Origin of the sequence: Streptomyces sp. Act143 (assembly GCF_003143935.1) — a bacterium.
GTDB lineage: Bacteria > Actinomycetota > Actinomycetes > Streptomycetales > Streptomycetaceae > Streptomyces.
Map to the genome: position 1 here is coordinate 7888028 of NZ_QFRX01000001.1, position 15612 is coordinate 7903639.

13 protein-coding genes are annotated in these 15612 nt (G+C 71.0%); 5 read left to right on the plus strand and 8 right to left on the minus strand.

What is annotated here, in order from left to right; all coding sequences use genetic code 11:
* Window positions 1-4: 4 nt before the first annotated feature.
* From DI272_RS36010 to DI272_RS36020, 3 genes are all read right to left on the minus strand, one after another.
* The gene (locus tag DI272_RS36010) at window positions 5-817 is read right to left on the minus strand and encodes a thioredoxin domain-containing protein (protein WP_109499364.1); all 813 of its coding nucleotides are present in this window, start codon (window positions 815-817) and stop codon (window positions 5-7) included.
* Between the two features lie 84 nt (window positions 818-901).
* The gene (locus DI272_RS36015) at window positions 902-1594 is read right to left on the minus strand and encodes a hypothetical protein (protein ID WP_109499365.1); all 693 of its coding nucleotides are present in this window, start codon (window positions 1592-1594) and stop codon (window positions 902-904) included.
* Window positions 1595-1686: 92 nt separating this feature from the next.
* Window positions 1687-3036 carry a DUF2252 domain-containing protein gene (locus DI272_RS36020; protein ID WP_109499366.1) on the minus strand — a complete coding sequence of 450 codons (1350 nt, stop codon included), beginning with the start codon at window positions 3034-3036 and terminating at the stop codon, window positions 1687-1689.
* Window positions 3037-3262: 226 nt separating this feature from the next.
* Here DI272_RS36020 and dnaE point away from each other — a divergent pair, with 226 nt between their 5' ends.
* Window positions 3263-6802 carry a DNA polymerase III subunit alpha gene (gene dnaE, locus DI272_RS36025; protein WP_109499367.1) on the plus strand — a complete coding sequence of 1180 codons (3540 nt, stop codon included), beginning with the start codon at window positions 3263-3265 and terminating at the stop codon, window positions 6800-6802.
* Window positions 6803-6898: 96 nt separating this feature from the next.
* Here dnaE and DI272_RS44750 read toward each other — a convergent pair whose 3' ends face one another.
* Window positions 6899-7063, minus strand: a complete 165-nt coding sequence (locus DI272_RS44750; protein WP_181387430.1) for a hypothetical protein — start codon at window positions 7061-7063, stop codon at window positions 6899-6901.
* Window positions 7064-7287: 224 nt separating this feature from the next.
* On the opposite strand from DI272_RS44750, the gene DI272_RS36030 reads away from it, so the two are divergent.
* The 4 genes from DI272_RS36030 to DI272_RS36045 all read left to right on the plus strand — a co-directional run bounded on the left by DI272_RS36030 (window position 7288) and on the right by DI272_RS36045 (window position 11223).
* Window positions 7288-8502 carry an NYN domain-containing protein gene (locus tag DI272_RS36030; protein ID WP_109499368.1) on the plus strand — a complete coding sequence of 405 codons (1215 nt, stop codon included), beginning with the start codon at window positions 7288-7290 and terminating at the stop codon, window positions 8500-8502.
* Window positions 8503-8608: 106 nt separating this feature from the next.
* The gene (locus DI272_RS36035) at window positions 8609-9583 is read left to right on the plus strand and encodes an ABC transporter ATP-binding protein (protein ID WP_109499369.1); all 975 of its coding nucleotides are present in this window, start codon (window positions 8609-8611) and stop codon (window positions 9581-9583) included.
* A gap of 112 nt (window positions 9584-9695) precedes the next feature.
* Window positions 9696-10517, plus strand: coding sequence for an ABC transporter permease (locus tag DI272_RS36040; protein ID WP_109499370.1), 822 nt, complete (start codon window positions 9696-9698; stop codon window positions 10515-10517).
* Window positions 10518-10551: 34 nt separating this feature from the next.
* Complete coding sequence (locus DI272_RS36045) at window positions 10552-11223, plus strand: AAA family ATPase (protein ID WP_109499371.1); 672 nt, start codon at window positions 10552-10554, stop codon at window positions 11221-11223.
* A gap of 260 nt (window positions 11224-11483) precedes the next feature.
* On the opposite strand, the gene ybaK is transcribed toward DI272_RS36045, so the two are convergent.
* From ybaK to DI272_RS36065, 4 genes are all read right to left on the minus strand, one after another.
* Window positions 11484-11990: a Cys-tRNA(Pro) deacylase gene (gene ybaK, locus DI272_RS36050; RefSeq protein WP_109499372.1), complete on the minus strand. Its 507-nt coding sequence runs from the start codon at window positions 11988-11990 to the stop codon at window positions 11484-11486.
* A gap of 19 nt (window positions 11991-12009) precedes the next feature.
* Window positions 12010-12750 (minus strand): LON peptidase substrate-binding domain-containing protein, encoded by a 741-nt coding sequence (locus tag DI272_RS36055; protein ID WP_109499373.1) that lies wholly within the window; start codon window positions 12748-12750, stop codon window positions 12010-12012.
* A gap of 11 nt (window positions 12751-12761) precedes the next feature.
* Window positions 12762-13784 (minus strand): hypothetical protein, encoded by a 1023-nt coding sequence (locus DI272_RS36060; RefSeq protein WP_109499374.1) that lies wholly within the window; start codon window positions 13782-13784, stop codon window positions 12762-12764.
* Window positions 13785-13911: 127 nt separating this feature from the next.
* Window positions 13912-15471, minus strand: a complete 1560-nt coding sequence (locus DI272_RS36065) for an oxidoreductase (protein ID WP_309221686.1) — start codon at window positions 15469-15471, stop codon at window positions 13912-13914.
* Between the last annotated feature and the right edge of the window lie 141 nt (window positions 15472-15612).

The following is a 15612-nucleotide window of genomic DNA, read 5'->3' on the forward strand; positions in this document are numbered from 1 at the left end:
ATGCTCAGGCCTTCAGCGCCGCCTCGAGCGCCGTGTTGAACTCGGCCACCGTCATCGGCGCGTTCTTGCCGTCGGAGCCGGTCAGCGCCTTGTCGTCCATCTTCAGGGTCGGGGTGCCGGTCACGCCGCTGTCGTCGAACTTCTCGGACATCACCAGGGCCCACTTGTCGTAGGTGCCGTTCTTCACGGCGTTCTGGAAGGTCTTGTTGTTCTTCAGGGCGTCGACCGTGTTCGCGATCTTGATCAGGTAGTCGTCGTCCTTGAACTTGTCGTCCGACTCCTCGGGGTGCCACTTCGTCGAGTACATCGCGGTCTTGTACTGGAGGAACGCGTCGGAGCTGACGTTCAGCGCGGCGCCGAGGGCGCTGAGCGCGTTCTTGGAGCCCTCGCCGCCCAGACCCTTGTCGAGGAAGCTGGCGCCGACGTACTGGAGCTTGAACTTGCCGGCCTCGACGTCCTTGTCCACGGTCGGGCCGACGGTCTGCTCGAACTGGGCGCAGACCGGGCAGCGCGGGTCCTCGTACATCACGAGGGTCTTCTTGGCGGCGGCCTTGCCGATGACGACCGTCGTGCCGTTCTCGCCCGTGGTGTTGGCCGGCTTGACGAGCTTGTCGTTCTTCGCCTCTTCCCAGTAGCCGGGCTTGTTGCCCTGGACGACGGCGTAGCCGATGCCGCCGGCTATCGCGAGGACGCCGACGACGGAGCAGGCGACGATGACCTGCCGCTTGATCTTGTCGCGCTTGGCCTGGCGCTCGCGCTCCAGACGCAGCCGCTCGCGGGCCGCCGTCTTCGCCGCCTGGCTGTTCCGCTTGCTCATGGGTGATCTCCGTGAAGGGGACGCGCACACGTCGTGTGCGGATACGTAAAAGGGTGTGGTGATGCCCGGTGCTGTTCGGGTGGGTCAGGCGAAAGCGGCCGAGCACGGCGGTCCACGCCGTCCCAGGGAGTGCACGAGGAGCCGGTCGCGCGCGATGGTCGTGCGGCGACCGGGGTGCCGCGGGCGGCGCACCGCCGGGGTGCGGCGGACCGCCACCACGGCGACCGCCAGCAGCAGCGGACGGAACGTCGTCGCCGCGACCGCCCGCAGCAGCTGGGCCAGCGCCCGCTCGCCGCGGCGCAGCCAGGCGGCGGCCAGCAGGCCCACGCCGATGTGTGCGCCGAGCAGCAGCCAGGCGGCCTGCGGATCGGCGTGGGCGAGGACGCCCGCCAGACGGTCGCTGTCGGTGCCGGTGACCCGGGCCAGGGGGCTGCCGACGCTGGTGCCGTCGCCGCACAGGACGTCCCAGCCGACCGAGCGCAGCGGGCCGGCCACGGGGCCGCCCGCGGCGCCGTAGCAGACGTGCTGCCCGGTGGTGAGGACCGTGTCCGCGGCGAGTTCCAGCGGGACGAGCAGGGCGGCGATCCGCCCGAAACCCCGCTCCCGGCCGGCCAGGGCGTACGCCACGGCGAACACGGTGACCGAGACCAGGGCCACCGTGTTCAGCGGGAGCGGGGCGCGGGACAGCAGTACGTGCGACGCGGTGCTGAGGGTCACGACGAGTGCCGTGAACAGCGCCGCGCGGAGCGCTCGCAACTGGGTCCCGGATATGTCCATAGCGTCAGAGAGTGTGTCACGCGGGCCTGTAAGGGAGCCCTAAAAGATCCCTGTGAGCGGCCCTATCGTTATCGACATCCGTGCGGTCTCCGTCACAGCCCCGGAATCCGGCCGTTGCGGAACAGGTCCACGAAGATCTGGTGGTCGGCACGCGCGCGTGCGCCGTAGTCGTGCGCGAAGGAGACCAGGAGCTCGCCGAAGCCCTCCTCGTCGGCCGCGATCGCCGCGTCGATGGCCCGCTCCGTGGAGAACGGCACCAGGGACTCGCCGGAGGTGTCGTCCGCCGCCGCGTGCATGGTGGCCGTGGCCCGGCCGAGGTCGGCGACGACCGCCGCGATCTCCTCCGCGTCGTCGATGTCGCCCCAGTCGAGGTCCACGGCGTACGGCGAGACCTCGGCGACCAGCTGCCCCGCGCCGTCCAGCTCGGTCCAGCCCAGCCACGGGTCGGCGTGCGCCTGGAGGGCGCGCTGCGAGATCACCGTGCGGTGCCCCTCGTGCTGGAAGTAGTCGCGGATCGCCGGGTCGGTGATGTGCCGGGAGACGGCCGGGGTCTGGGCCTGCTTGATGTAGATCACGACGTCGTTCTCGAGCGCGTCGCTGTGGCCCTCCAGGAGGATGTTGTACGACGGCAGCCCGGCCGAGCCGATGCCGATGCCGCGGCGGCCGACGACGTCCTTCACGCGGTAGGAGTCCGGGCGGGCCAGCGAGGCGTCCGGCAGGGTCTCCAGGTAGCCGTCGAAGGCCGCCAGCACCTTGTAGCGCGTGGCCGCGTCCAGCTCGATGGAGCCGCCGCCGGGCGCGAAGCGGCGCTCGAAGTCACGGATCTCGGTCATCGAGTCCAGGAGGCCGAACCGGGTCAGCGAGCGGGCGTCGCGCAGCGCGTCCAGGAGCGGCCCCTCGGCGGTGTCCAGCGTGAAGGGCGGCACCTCGTCGCTCTTGGCGCCGGTCGCCAGGGCGTGGATGCGCTCGCGGTAGGCGGCGGCGTAGATCCGCACCAGCTCGGTGATCTGCTCGTCGCTGAGCGCCTTCGCGTACCCGATCAGGGCGATGGAGGCGGAGAAGCGCTTGAGGTCCCAGGTGAAGGGGCCGACGTACGCCTCGTCGAAGTCGTTGACGTTGAAGATCAGGCGCCCGGTGGCGTCCATGTACGTGCCGAAGTTCTCCGCGTGCAGGTCGCCGTGGATCCACACGCGCGAGGTGCGCTCGTCCAGGTACGGCCCACGGAATATCGCCCCGTCGCCCCGCCCGGCGTTCTCCGCGTCCAGGTCGTGGTAGAAGAGGCACGCCGTGCCCCGATAGAACGCGAACGCCGAGGCCGCCATCTTGCGGAACTTCACGCGGAACGCGGCCGGATCGGCGGCCAGGAGCTCGCCGAAGGCGGTGTCGAAGACGGCGAGGATCTCCTCGCCGCGAGGCTCGTCGTTGAGCTGCGGTACCGACATCGCGGGGTGCCTCCTGGAGCGGGTGTACGTGCAGGCGTACCTGCATGTGTACGACAGCGTTTCTGTCGTCTCAACGGTCGGGGCGGCGCGAAAGTGCCCGCGCAACCCTCGCTGTGAAGGTACGCGGGGCGGCCCCCGAAGTGTCAGTCCCGAGGCATAGACTTCGACGCTGTCCCCCGAACTGTCCGCCGGCCCGTAGCCGAGTGTTTCCCCTGGAGGCCCGACCGTGTCAAAGCCGCCGTTCACGCACCTGCACGTCCACACCCAGTACTCCCTGCTGGACGGTGCCGCGCGGCTGAAGGACATGTTCGACGCGTGCAACGAGATGGGCATGACCCATATCGCCATGTCCGACCACGGCAACCTCCACGGCGCGTACGACTTCTTCCACTCCGCGAAGAAGGCCGGGGTCACCCCGATCATCGGGATCGAGGCCTATGTCGCCCCCGAGTCCCGGCGCAACAAGCGCAAGATCCAGTGGGGCCAGCCGCACCAGAAGCGGGACGACGTCTCCGGTTCGGGTGGTTACACCCACAAGACGATCTGGGCGTCCAACGCCACGGGACTGCACAACCTCTTCCGGCTCTCCTCGGACGCCTACGCCGAGGGCTGGCTCCAGAAGTGGCCCCGGATGGACAAGGAGACCATCTCCCAGTGGTCCGAGGGGCTCATCGCCTCCACCGGCTGCCCCTCCGGCGAGCTCCAGACCCGGCTGCGCCTCGGCCAGTACGACGAGGCCCTGAAGTCGGCCGCCGAGTACCAGGACATCTTCGGCAAGGACCGCTACTTCCTGGAGCTGATGGACCACGGCATCGAGATCGAGCGCCGGGTCCGCGACGGCCTCCTCGACATCGGCAAGAAGCTCGGCATCCCGCCCCTGGTGACGAACGACTCGCACTACACCTACGCGCACGAGGCGACGGCGCACGACGCCCTGCTGTGCATCCAGACCGGCAAGAACCTCTCCGACCCCGACCGCTTCAAGTTCGACGGCACCGGCTACTACCTGAAGTCCACGGACGAGATGTACGCCGTCGACTCCTCCGACGCCTGGCAGGAGGGCTGCCGCAACACCCTCCTGGTCGCCGAGCAGGTCGACACCACCGGCATGTTCGAGGCCAAGAACCTCATGCCGAAGTTCGACATCCCCGAGGGCTACACCGAGGTCACCTGGTTCAAGGAGGAGGTCCGCCGCGGCATGGAGCGCCGCTACCCGGGCGGCATCCCCGAGGACCGCCAGAAGCAGGCCGACTACGAGATGGACGTCATCATCTCGATGGGCTTCCCCGGCTACTTCCTCGTCGTCGCCGACTTCATCATGTGGGCCAAGAACAACGGCATCGCGGTCGGCCCCGGCCGAGGCTCCGCGGCCGGTTCGATCGTCGCCTACGCCATGGGCATCACCGACCTCGACCCGATCCCGCACGGCCTGATCTTCGAGCGGTTCCTCAACCCCGAGCGCATCTCGATGCCCGATGTCGACATCGACTTCGACGAGCGCAGGCGCGTCGAGGTGATCAGGTACGTGACGGAGAAATACGGCGCCGACAAGGTCGCCATGATCGGCACCTACGGCAAGATCAAGGCCAAGAACGCGATCAAGGACTCCGCGCGCGTGCTGGGCTACCCGTACGCGATGGGCGACCGCATCACCAAGGCCATGCCCGCCGACGTCCTCGGCAAGGGCATCGACCTCAACGGCATCACCGACCCCTCGCACCCGCGCTACAGCGAGGCCGGCGAGGTCCGCGGGATGTACGAGAACGAACCGGACGTGAAGAAGGTCATCGACACCGCCAAGGGCGTCGAGGGCCTGGTCCGGCAGATGGGTGTGCACGCCGCCGGCGTGATCATGTCCAGCGAGACCATCACCGAGCACGTGCCCGTCTGGGTGCGCCACACCGACGGCGTGACCATCACGCAGTGGGACTACCCGAGTTGTGAGTCGCTCGGCCTGCTGAAGATGGACTTCCTCGGCCTGCGCAACCTGACGATCATGGACGACGCCGTCAAGATGGTGAAGTCCAACAAGGGCATCGACATCGACCTGCTGGCGCTGCCGCTGGACGACCCGACGACCTTCGAACTCCTCCAGCGCGGCGACACCCTCGGCGTCTTCCAGTTCGACGGCGGCCCGATGCGCTCGCTGCTGCGGCTGATGAAGCCCGACAACTTCGAAGACATCTCCGCCGTGTCGGCGCTCTACCGTCCGGGCCCGATGGGCATGGACTCGCACACCAACTACGCGCTGCGCAAGAACAAGCTCCAGGAGATCACCCCGATCCACCCGGAGCTGGAGGAGCCCCTCAGGGAGGTCCTCGACGTCACCTACGGCCTGATCGTCTACCAGGAGCAGGTGCAGAAGGCCGCCCAGATCATCGCCGGCTACTCGCTCGGCGAGGCCGACATCCTCCGCCGCGTGATGGGCAAGAAGAAGCCCGAGGAACTGGCGAAGAACTTCACCATCTTCCAGGCCGGTGCCCAGAAGAACGGCTACAGCGACGAGGCCATCCAGGCGCTGTGGGACGTCCTGGTCCCGTTCGCCGGCTACGCGTTCAACAAGGCGCACTCCGCCGCGTACGGCCTGGTCTCGTACTGGACGGCCTACCTCAAGGCCAACCACCCCGCCGAGTACATGGCCGCGCTGCTGACCTCCGTCAAGGACGACAAGGACAAGTCGGCCGTCTACCTCAACGAGTGCCGCCGCATGGGCATCAAGGTGCTCCCGCCGAACGTGAACGAGTCGGTGCACAACTTCGCCGCCCAGGGCGACGACGTGATCCTGTTCGGCCTGGAGGCCGTCCGCAACGTCGGTTCGAACGTGGTCGAGTCGATCATCAAGGCCCGCAAGGCCAAGGGGAAGTACGCCTCCTTCCCCGACTACCTCGACAAGGTCGACGCCACCGCCTGCAACAAGCGCACCACGGAGTCGCTGATCAAGGCGGGCGCCTTCGACAGCCTCGGGCACACCCGCAAGGGACTGACCGCGCACTTCGAGCCGATGATCGACAACGTGGTCGCCGTCAAGCGCAAGGAGGCCGAGGGCCAGTTCGACCTCTTCGGCGGCATGGGCGAGGAGGAGACCAGCGAGCCCGGCTTCGGACTCGACGTCGAGTTCACCACCGACGAGTGGGACAAGACCTATCTGCTCGCCCAGGAGCGGGAGATGCTCGGTCTGTACGTCTCCGACCACCCCCTCTTCGGCCTGGAGCACGTGCTCTCCGACAAGGCCGACGCGGGCATCGCCCAGCTCACCGGAGGCGAGCACGCGGACGGTGCCGTGGTGACCATCGGCGGCATCATCTCCGGTCTCCAGCGCAAGATGACCAAGCAGGGCAACGCCTGGGCGATCGCCACCGTGGAGGACCTCGCGGGCTCCATCGAGTGCATGTTCTTCCCGGCGACCTACCAGCTGGTCTCGACCCAACTCGTCGAGGACGCCGTGGTGTTCGTCAAGGGCCGTCTCGACAAGCGCGAGGACGTGCCGCGGCTCGTGGCGATGGAGCTCCAGGTCCCCGACCTGTCCAACGCGGGCACCAACGCGCCCGTGATCCTCACCATCCCGGCGACCCGGGTCACTCCGCCGATGGTCAGCCGCCTCGGCGAGATCCTCACCCACCACAAGGGCGAGAGCGAGGTCCGGATCAAGCTCCAGGGCCCGACGAAGACGACCGTCCTGCGGCTCGACCGGCACCGGGTGAAGCCCGACCCGGCGCTCTTCGGCGACCTGAAGGTGCTGCTCGGCCCGTCCTGTCTGGCGGGTTAGCCGTACATCGAGAGGGCGCGTCCGGTGTCGGACGCGCCCTCTCTGTGTGCCCGGGTCTCAACAACCCGTGGGTCTCAACAACCCTTTATGCAGATGTCAGTTGTGACCGAAGCGCTTCTGCTTGCCCTTGCGGGCGATGTCACCCGGAGTCACCTGGGTCATGCGCTGCTCGGCCTGTGCCTCCATCGAGGACTGCTGGGCCTGCTGCTGACCACGCTCGGACTGCGGCTGCTTGCGGTCACGGTTCTTGTTCTTGGCCATGGTGATCTGCCTCCTGAGGGTGATCTAGGGGCCAGGGCCGCGACCAGATTCACATAGGCTGACAAAGAACGCATTTCGGATAATTACCGTGTGTGACAGGGAATGTCGCCCGGCAATGCCGCGAAACGCCACGCCGAAGATCGAGTTCCGGCCGTTAACCTCCGCGAGGTCGGGCAGACTCGAAGGAAGCCCGAAGCAAACCTCCCGGGAAGAGGGTGAGTCGCGTGGACCGCTGCATCGTCCTGGTGGACGCCGGGTATCTGCTGGGGGCGGCCGCCAGTCTCCTCGCGGGGGAGCCGTCCCGGTCCCGCATCACCGTGGATCACGCCGCCCTCATCCAGGGCCTGCGCGACCGCGCCGAGTCGGACACGGAACGGCCGCTGCTGCGCATCTACTGGTTCGACGGCGCCCCCGACCGCGTCCCCCAGCCCGAGCACCGCCGGCTGCGCGTGATGCCCCGGGTCACCGTCCGGCTCGGCGCCCTGACCCGCAGCGACGGACGCTGGGCCCAGAAGGGCGTCGACGCCGCCATGCACGCCGAGCTCACCGAGCTGGCCCGCAACCGCGCCTGCTCCGACATCGTCCTGGTCACCGGCGACGGCGACCTGCTGCCGGGCATGATGGCCGCCAAGGAGCACGGCGTCGCCGTCCACCTGTGGGCCGTACAGGCCGCCGACGGCGACTACAACCAGTCCGAGGACCTGGTCGCCGAGGCCGACGAACGGCGCGTGCTGGACCGTACGTGGATCACCAAGGCCGTCCGCGCCAAGGAACTCGGCGGGGTCTGCGCCCCGCCGCCCGCGCCCCGGCCCGAGATCGCCGCGATCCTCTCCGCGCCGCTGCCCGAGTCCGCGCTCACCGCGGCCGCCGAGCGCTCCGCCGACGAGGGCGAGCACACCCCCGCCGCCGCGTCCGAGAACGGCACCCAGGAACGGGTGCCCGCGCCCAAGGGCGTGCCCACCCCCAAGGACCTGGCCGCCCTGCGCGCCCCCGGCGTCCAGCCCCAGCACCCGGCCAACGCCACCCTGCGCTGGTCCTCCGACAAGGGCTGGGTCGACCGCCCCGGCGGCTCCGCCGAACCGCCCGAGGTCGCGGCCATGCCCACGCTCGCCCAGCTCACCACCGCCGAGCAGCGCTGGGCCGACCGCGAGGAGGACATCACGACCGTCGGCGGCGACCCCTACGAGGTGGGGCAGGTCTTCGCCCGGCGCTGGATGGAGCGGCTCGGCGACCAGAGCCACCTCCAGAAGCTGTCCGGGATGTACCCGCGCGTCCCGCACCGCATCGACGGCGAGCTGCTGCGCTATGCCGCCCGCTTCGGGCTGCTCGCCCACAAGGACGACCAGATCGACGAGCACGACCGGTACGCGATCCGGGCAGGTTTCTGGCGCGAGATCGACGTACGCACGGCCGCCGAGCACGCGCCCGCGGGGGAGTGAAACGGCACATACGCCGCCCCAAGGGCGAGCAGGGGGTGCCGACCCCGTAGGCTCGTCCCTTGTGAGTACGCGCGCGGGACAGGCACTTCGGCACGGCGACGATGTCGTGTGCGCGGTGCGCGGACTGACCAAGACCTATCCCGCGGGACGCGGCCGGCGCGGCGTCCCCGCGACGCCCGAGGTGCGGGCCACCGACGATGTACGACTCGACATCCGCGGCGGTGAGATCTTCGGGCTGCTCGGTCCGAACGGTGCCGGCAAGTCCACCCTCGTGCGCCAGCTGACCGGCCTGATGCGCCCCGACAGCGGCAGCGTCGAGATCCTCGGGCACGACATCGTGCGCCACCCGGAGCGGGCCGCGCGCATCCTCGCCTACCTCGGCCAGGAGTCCACCGCCCTCGACGAGCTCACCGTCTCGCTCGCCGCCGAGACCACCGGACGGCTGCGCGGCCTGGAGGCGCGCGCGGCCCGGGCCGAGCGGGACGCCGTACTGGAGGAGCTGGGGCTCACCCCGCTCGCCGGGCGGGCGATCAAGAAGCTGTCCGGCGGTCAGCGGCGGCTGGCGTGCTTCGCCGCCGCGCTGGTCGGGGAGCGGCCGCTGCTGGTGCTCGACGAGCCGACCACCGGCATGGACCCGGTGGCGCGGCGGGCCGTGTGGTCCGCCGTCGACCGGCGCCGGGCCGAACGCGGGACGACCGTGCTGCTCGTCACCCACAACGTCATCGAGGCCGAGACCGTCCTCGACCGGGTCGCGGTCCTCGACCGGGGGCGGGTGATCGCCTGTGACACCCCCGCCGGGCTCAAGGAGCAGGTCGCCGGGGAGGTCCGGGTCGACCTCGTGTGGCGCGAGGCCGCGCCGCTGCACGTCCCCGAGGTCGCGGCCCTGCACGACCGGGCCGTCGAGGCCGGACGCCGCTGGACGCTCCGGCTCGCCCCCGAGGAGGCCCGCGCGGTCGTCGCCACCGTCACCGGCGGGGCCGCCTTCGCCGCCCTGGACGACTTCACGCTGGCCACGCCCAGCCTGGAGGACGTGTACCTGGCACTCGGCGGGGCGGCACGGCAGGGGCTGGTGAAGGCATGAACGCTTTGAAGGCTCTTGAGCCGGGCTTGAGCACCCGGGCCGTAGCATCCGTACGGAGACCGAACAGGGCGAACGTATCGGTGACCCCGCTGGTGAAAGGGAGCAGCGCCACGTGAGTGTCGTACCCGCCGAGGTGCTGCCCGGCGGCGCCGTGGCCGTCGAGGAGACGGACCGGGGCGCGGCCGAGCTCGGGCCGCGGGCGCGGCTGTGGCCGGCGCTCGTGGCCGTGTACCGGGCGCAGCTGTCGCGCGCCCGGGTCGCGCGCATCCCGCTGCTGTTCGTGGCGACCTTCCAGTCCGTCGGGATCATGATCCTGATGCGCGGGGTCGTGGACGGCGGCGGCGAGGCGCGGGCCGTGGTCGCCGGGTCGGCGGTGCTCGTCGTGGCCTTCGTCGCGCTGAACCTGCTCGCCCAGTACTTCGGGCAGCTGCGGGCGAGCGGGGGGCTGGACCACTACGCGACGCTGCCCGTGCCGCCCGCCGCCGTCGTGCTCGGCGCGGCGGGGGCGTACGCCTCCTTCACCGTGCCCGGGACCGTCGTGACGGCCGTGTTCGGGTGCGTGCTGTTCGGGCTGCCGATGGCGCACCTGTGGGTCCTCGTCGCGGTGATCCCGCTCGCCGGGGCCGCGCTGGCCGGTCTGGGCGCGGCCTTCGGGCTGCTCGCGCCGCGGCCGGAACTGGCGACGGTGCTCGGCCAGTTGGGCATGTCCGCGGCGCTGCTGCTGGGGGTGCTGCCGGCCGACCGGATGCCGGAGGGGGTGCGGTTCCTGCGGGACCTGCTGCCCTCGACCTACGGCGTGGAGGCCTTCGCGCGGACCTTCGGGCCGCATCCCGACTGGGCGTTCGTCCTCGGTGACCTGGCCGTCTGCGCCGCGGTCGGGGTCGTCTCGCTGGGCGTGGCCACCTGGGCGTACCGTCGGGCGGCCGTCCGGTGACGCGCCGCACAGGCGGGCCTGGCACGATGTCAGGGTGACCGCACCGCTGACTCCTCCTCCACCGCCGAGTGACCCGTCTTCGCACCAGGCCTGGCAGGTGCCACCGCCGTACGGTGCCGGCGGGTCCGGAAGTCTGTACGAACAGGACGGTCCCGGCATGAAGACCGAACTGCGGGAAGCCGCCGTGATCACGGTGGCGGTGGCGCTCGGCGGGGCGCTGCTGGGGGTGCTGTGGTGGTGGCTGGCGCCGCATGTGCCGCTGGTCGGGGACATCGTCGAGAAGCGCTGGGTCGTCTACCTCAAGGACTCCGAGGGGGAGCAGGCGGTCGGCGTCGACGGAACGTTCACGCTGCTCGGGCTGGCCTTCGGGGCCGTGACCGCGTTCGTCGTGTTCCTGCTGCGACGGCGTGGGGGAGTGCCGTTGGTGGTGGCGCTCGGGGTCGGGGGGCTGCTCGGGTCGCTGCTGGCGTGGCGGGTCGGGATCTGGCTCGGGCCCGCGCAGGACGTCCTGGCCCATGCCAAGTCCGTGGGCAAGGGGGTGACGTTCTCGGCGCCGTTGAAGCTCGGGGCCAAGGGGGCGTTGCTGGCCTGGCCGCTGGGAGCGTTGCTGGTGCACCTCGGGCTCACGGGGTTGTTCGGGCCCCGGGACCCTGAGGTGCCGTACGGGATGGGGCCGGGGCCTTACGGGGCGAAGCCGTCGGTGTAGCTCGTCAGTGGCCCGGGGTGGGGGCTGGGCGGGGGCGGGTCTCGCTCGGCCCGCGCTGGCGGGGTGCCGCTGCGCCCATCCGTGCCGCCCTGCGGCACGACTGCCCGCAGCTACGCGGGGGGAGCACGTGCCGCTGAGAACCCTCTACGCCGGGCGCCTGCCGTGGTTCGAGCGGCCCTTCTTGATGCGCCACTTCCGCTTGCGCGTCTTCTTCGACATGTCCCTCGTACTTAGCCGAGGAACGGGCCCGCGTCGAGAGGTCACGCACGGCCGATGGGGGCCACCACCGCTTCCGTGAGCTTCGCCAGGTCCTCGGGGGACAGTTCGACCTCCAGGCCGCGGCGGCCCGCCGAGACGCAGACGGTGGTGTGCGCGGACGCCGACGCGTCCAGGACCGTGGGGAGCTTCTTGCGCTGGCCCAGGGGGGAGATGCCGCCGCGGACGTAGCCCGTGGTGCGTTCGGCCAGGGCCGGGTCGGCCATCGCCGCGCGCTTGCCCTTCACCGCCGCCGCCAGGGCCTTCAGGTCCAGCTGGCCCGCCACCGGGACCACCGCCACCGTCAGGGCGCCGTCCACGTCCGCCACGAGGGTCTTGAAGACGCGCTCGGGGGACACGCCCATCGCCTCGGCCGCCTCCTCGCCGTAGGAGGGGTGGTTCGGGTCGTGGTCGTAGGCGTGGACGGTGAAGGTCACGCCCGCCGCAGTCAGGGCCACCGTCGCGGGGGTGCCGCCCGACTGCTGGGCTTGCTTCTTGGACTTCTTCGCCATCGGTCGTCGTCCTCGGGGCTCAGTTCAGACTCGTCGGGCCGCGCGTCAGGTCCGACGCCGGCAACGACGGCAGATTACGGATGATCGCCGTCTCCGAGCGAAGGAGTTTCAGTTCGTCGCGCAGCCGGGACGCGGTGTCCGGGGCCTGGAGGAGGCGCTGCTTGGTGGGGGTGTCGAGCATCATCGCCGCTGCCACCAGGTAGGACACGACCGCCGGTTCGTCCGGCAGCTCCGAGCCCGTGGTCAGGGAGCGCTCGCGGGCGCCCGCCAGCCGCTTCTGGTACTGGCGGAAGGCCCGCAGGACGCCCTCCGCGAGCGCGCCGGCCTCCTCGCCGCGCTCCTCCGGGAGTTCCTCCAGCTCCGCCGTCAGGTACGGGCCCGACGCGTCCACCGACAGCAGCTTCACCCGTGTCGTGCCGGTCGCCAGCACTTCGAACGTGCCGTCGGCCCGCTCTCTGACGGTCGCCGCGTCCGCGATGCAGCCGGTGCCGTGGAAGGCCTGGGCGGGGTCGGCGCCGAAGCCCGCCGCCGGGCCCTTGTCGGGGCTCGCCGTGGGATCGGGCAGGCCGGGTTCGCTCGCCGCCACCTCGTGGCCGTCGCGGATCGCGACGACGGCGAAGCGGCGCGGTTCGTCCTCGGGGGCCTTCAGGAGTTCACGCATCATGGCGCGATAGCGCTCCTCGAAGACGTTCAACGGGAGCACCAGCCCCGGGAACAGAACCGAGTTCAGGGGGAAGAGCGGGAGCCGGACGGTGGTCACGGCGCAAAAGCCTAATGGTCGCGGGAGTGTGCACGGGCGCGGTGCTCACTCCGTGGATGGCCGGAGGCCGATCGGAGGCGCAGATCCTGGCGCAGTTCCAGGAACCGGCCCAGCGGATCGTCCGACACCTGGTCCCAGGGGAAGGAGGTCGCGTACGGACCGATCCGGCGCATCTGCTCCAGGGCGTCGGGCCGGCGGTCCAGCAGTGAGAGGACGTACGCCAGCTTGTTGCGCATCTCGGCGGGCCACGGGTCCGCCGTCGGGAACCGCGCCGACAGCGCGATCGCCCGGTCCGCCGCCGCGTCCAGCCGGGCGCGCGGGATGTCGGGGCCGCAGCCGTCCGTCAGATAGGCGAGCGCCGCCCGCGTCGGCAGGGCCTGGACGAGGGAGTCGGCCGGGGCGTCCTGCGCGGCCGTCTCCGCGAAGTCGAAGCACTCGTGGTGCGAGCCGTGCCAGCTGTCGGCCAGATAGTGCAGGGCGGCGGCGTGGCAGCCGTAGTGGTGCGGGGCGCGGCGGATCGCCGCCTCCCACAGCTCCTCGAAGTACTTGTGCCCGGCGTTCGAGCCGCGCGCGTGGTCCAGGGCGATCCGCCACGGCACCGGATCGCGGCCGTCACCGCGCGCGGCGGCCGTGATCAGCGGGCTCACCTCACGCAGCAGCTCCGCGCGGGCCGGCGACCGCCAGGCGCGGGTCACGGCGAGCTGGGCGCCCAGCACCAGCAGGTCCGGGTCGCGCGGGGCGGCCGTACGCCAGTTCTCGAACCACTCGGGGCGGGAGTGCGCGAAGGACGCGAGGCGTACGACGTACCGGTCGCGGTGTTCCCAGGCGGCGCCCGTGCGGGTGGCCGCGAGCAGCTCGGCCGCCACCTCGTACGATCCCTGCCCCGCGGCCACGAGGGCCGGGCCGAGCCGGTCGTCGGGCGCGTCAAGGAGCACCTCGGCGTCGGCCGGGAGCGCGACGTGCGGGTGATCGACGGTCCTGGTCGGCCGGGAGGAGCGGACGAACGGGGGCAGCAGAGCCATGGTGTCGACCATTGAAAAGCCGCAGGTCGCGGATGCGCCAGAGGTTGCGGGCAAAGTGCGGAAAGTTGTACGCCGTCAGGTCAAGAGCGCGTAAAAAGGTTACTGTTCAACAACTGTTCGCTCGCTGTGCCCCTCAGGGTCAATTGCGTCTCAGCAGCCTCGTCGCCCCCGCCGCCACCGTCGTGGCCAGGATCCAGCCCAGCAGGATCATCGCCGCCGCCAGCCACTGCCAGCCGCCGCGCAGTTGCCAGAACCCGACCTGGCCGAGGTCGATGACCGGCAGGAGCAGGTCGAGGGCGAACAGGGTGGTGTTCCAGTGCGGCCCCTCACCGCCCTTGAGCGGCGGATGGTCCGCGTGCGCGAACGCCACCGAGCCCGCCGCCCACAGCACCGCCATCCACACCAGCGCCCGCCCCGGCCGGTAGCCGTAGGCGACCGTCCAGTCCTGCGCGTACCCCCACAGCTTGGCGGCCGGGGGCAGCGTCTCGCGGCGGCGGCGCTGCTTGGCGAGCAGCACCTCCCGCGCGTCCTCGTCCTCGCCGCCGGCCCGCAGCACGGTCGCGAGCCGCTCGTACGGCTCCGGGTTGTACTCGGCGGTCGCCGCGGACACCCAGTCCAGCCGCTCCTCCAGCGGGAAGGGGCCCCTCGGCACCAGGTTCTCGTAGCTGAAGCCGCCCATGTGCAGCCGCCCCGGGCCCGGCCAGCTGTCCGTGCGGTCCATCAGGTTCACCACCCGCGCCCCCGACAGCACCACCCGGCCGCGCGCGGGCGCTTCCCCGAGGAACCGCAGCTCGGGCGTCTGGATGCGGCGCAGCGACAGCTCCTGGTCGTCGGTGAGGGTGAACCGGGCCTTCTCGAAGTCGACCGCGTCCCCGAACCGCCCGTCGTCCAGGCGCAGCCCGCCCTCGCAGGTGAAGCGCTGGACGCGCGTGCCCTGCGCCGGGGTGGCCCCGCTGAGCAGCGGGCTGCCGATGCCCGCCGGGGTCAGGTACATCGAGCGGCCGACGGTCAGCTGGGGGGCGTTGAGCGCGAGGCGCGTGTAGGGGTTGGCCAGCTTCGCGCCGCGCAGGCTCAGCGAGACGCCGATCTTGGCGCTGCGCAGGCTCAGCTCGCCGTGCGACTCCAGGAGCTCGGCCTGGAGGTCCTGCCCGACCGTCATGCCGTCGGCGGCGATCGACCGGCCGCTGCGGTCCCGGTAGACGATCGCCTGGTTGAGCAGCAGGTCGGTGCCGATGTGCGCGTCGGTCAGCCGGACGCCGTTGTGGAAGCGGCAGCGGGGCAGATGCAGATCGCCCTCGGTGTGCACGCGGGCCGCCTCCAGGCGCGGCACCGAGCAGTTCACCAGGCGGACGGTGGTGAAGCGGGCCTCCGGCAGCAGGACGTCCCGCTCGAACCGGCAGCCCTTCATCTCCACGTACGGCACCACGATGCCGCCGGCCAGCTCCAGGGCGCCGCTGATCTGCACGCCGGACAGCTTCAGCGACGACACCCGGCCGGCCAGCGCGGGCGGTCCGTCCAGCAGCAGCCAGCACACGATGCGGGCCCGCACGGTCCGCTCGGGGCCCCACGGGTGCCCGCCGTGCGGATCGTCGACGATCGCGTCGCCGCTGCTCAGGTCGTACACGCTGCCGTTGCGGAAGGCCTGCCACATGCCGACCTCGGCCGGTGTCAGGTCGTCCGGCAGGTCCCCCTCGGTCACCGGTCCTCCCATCGTGTCCTCGCACCCCCGGTCATGCCCGTTCGGTCACCCCCGAAGCACAGGACGTGAGGGCGATCTTCCGGGTTCCGTATCAGGCCGCGTATCAGTCACTGGAATGCCCGGACGACGCCGAACCGGGGT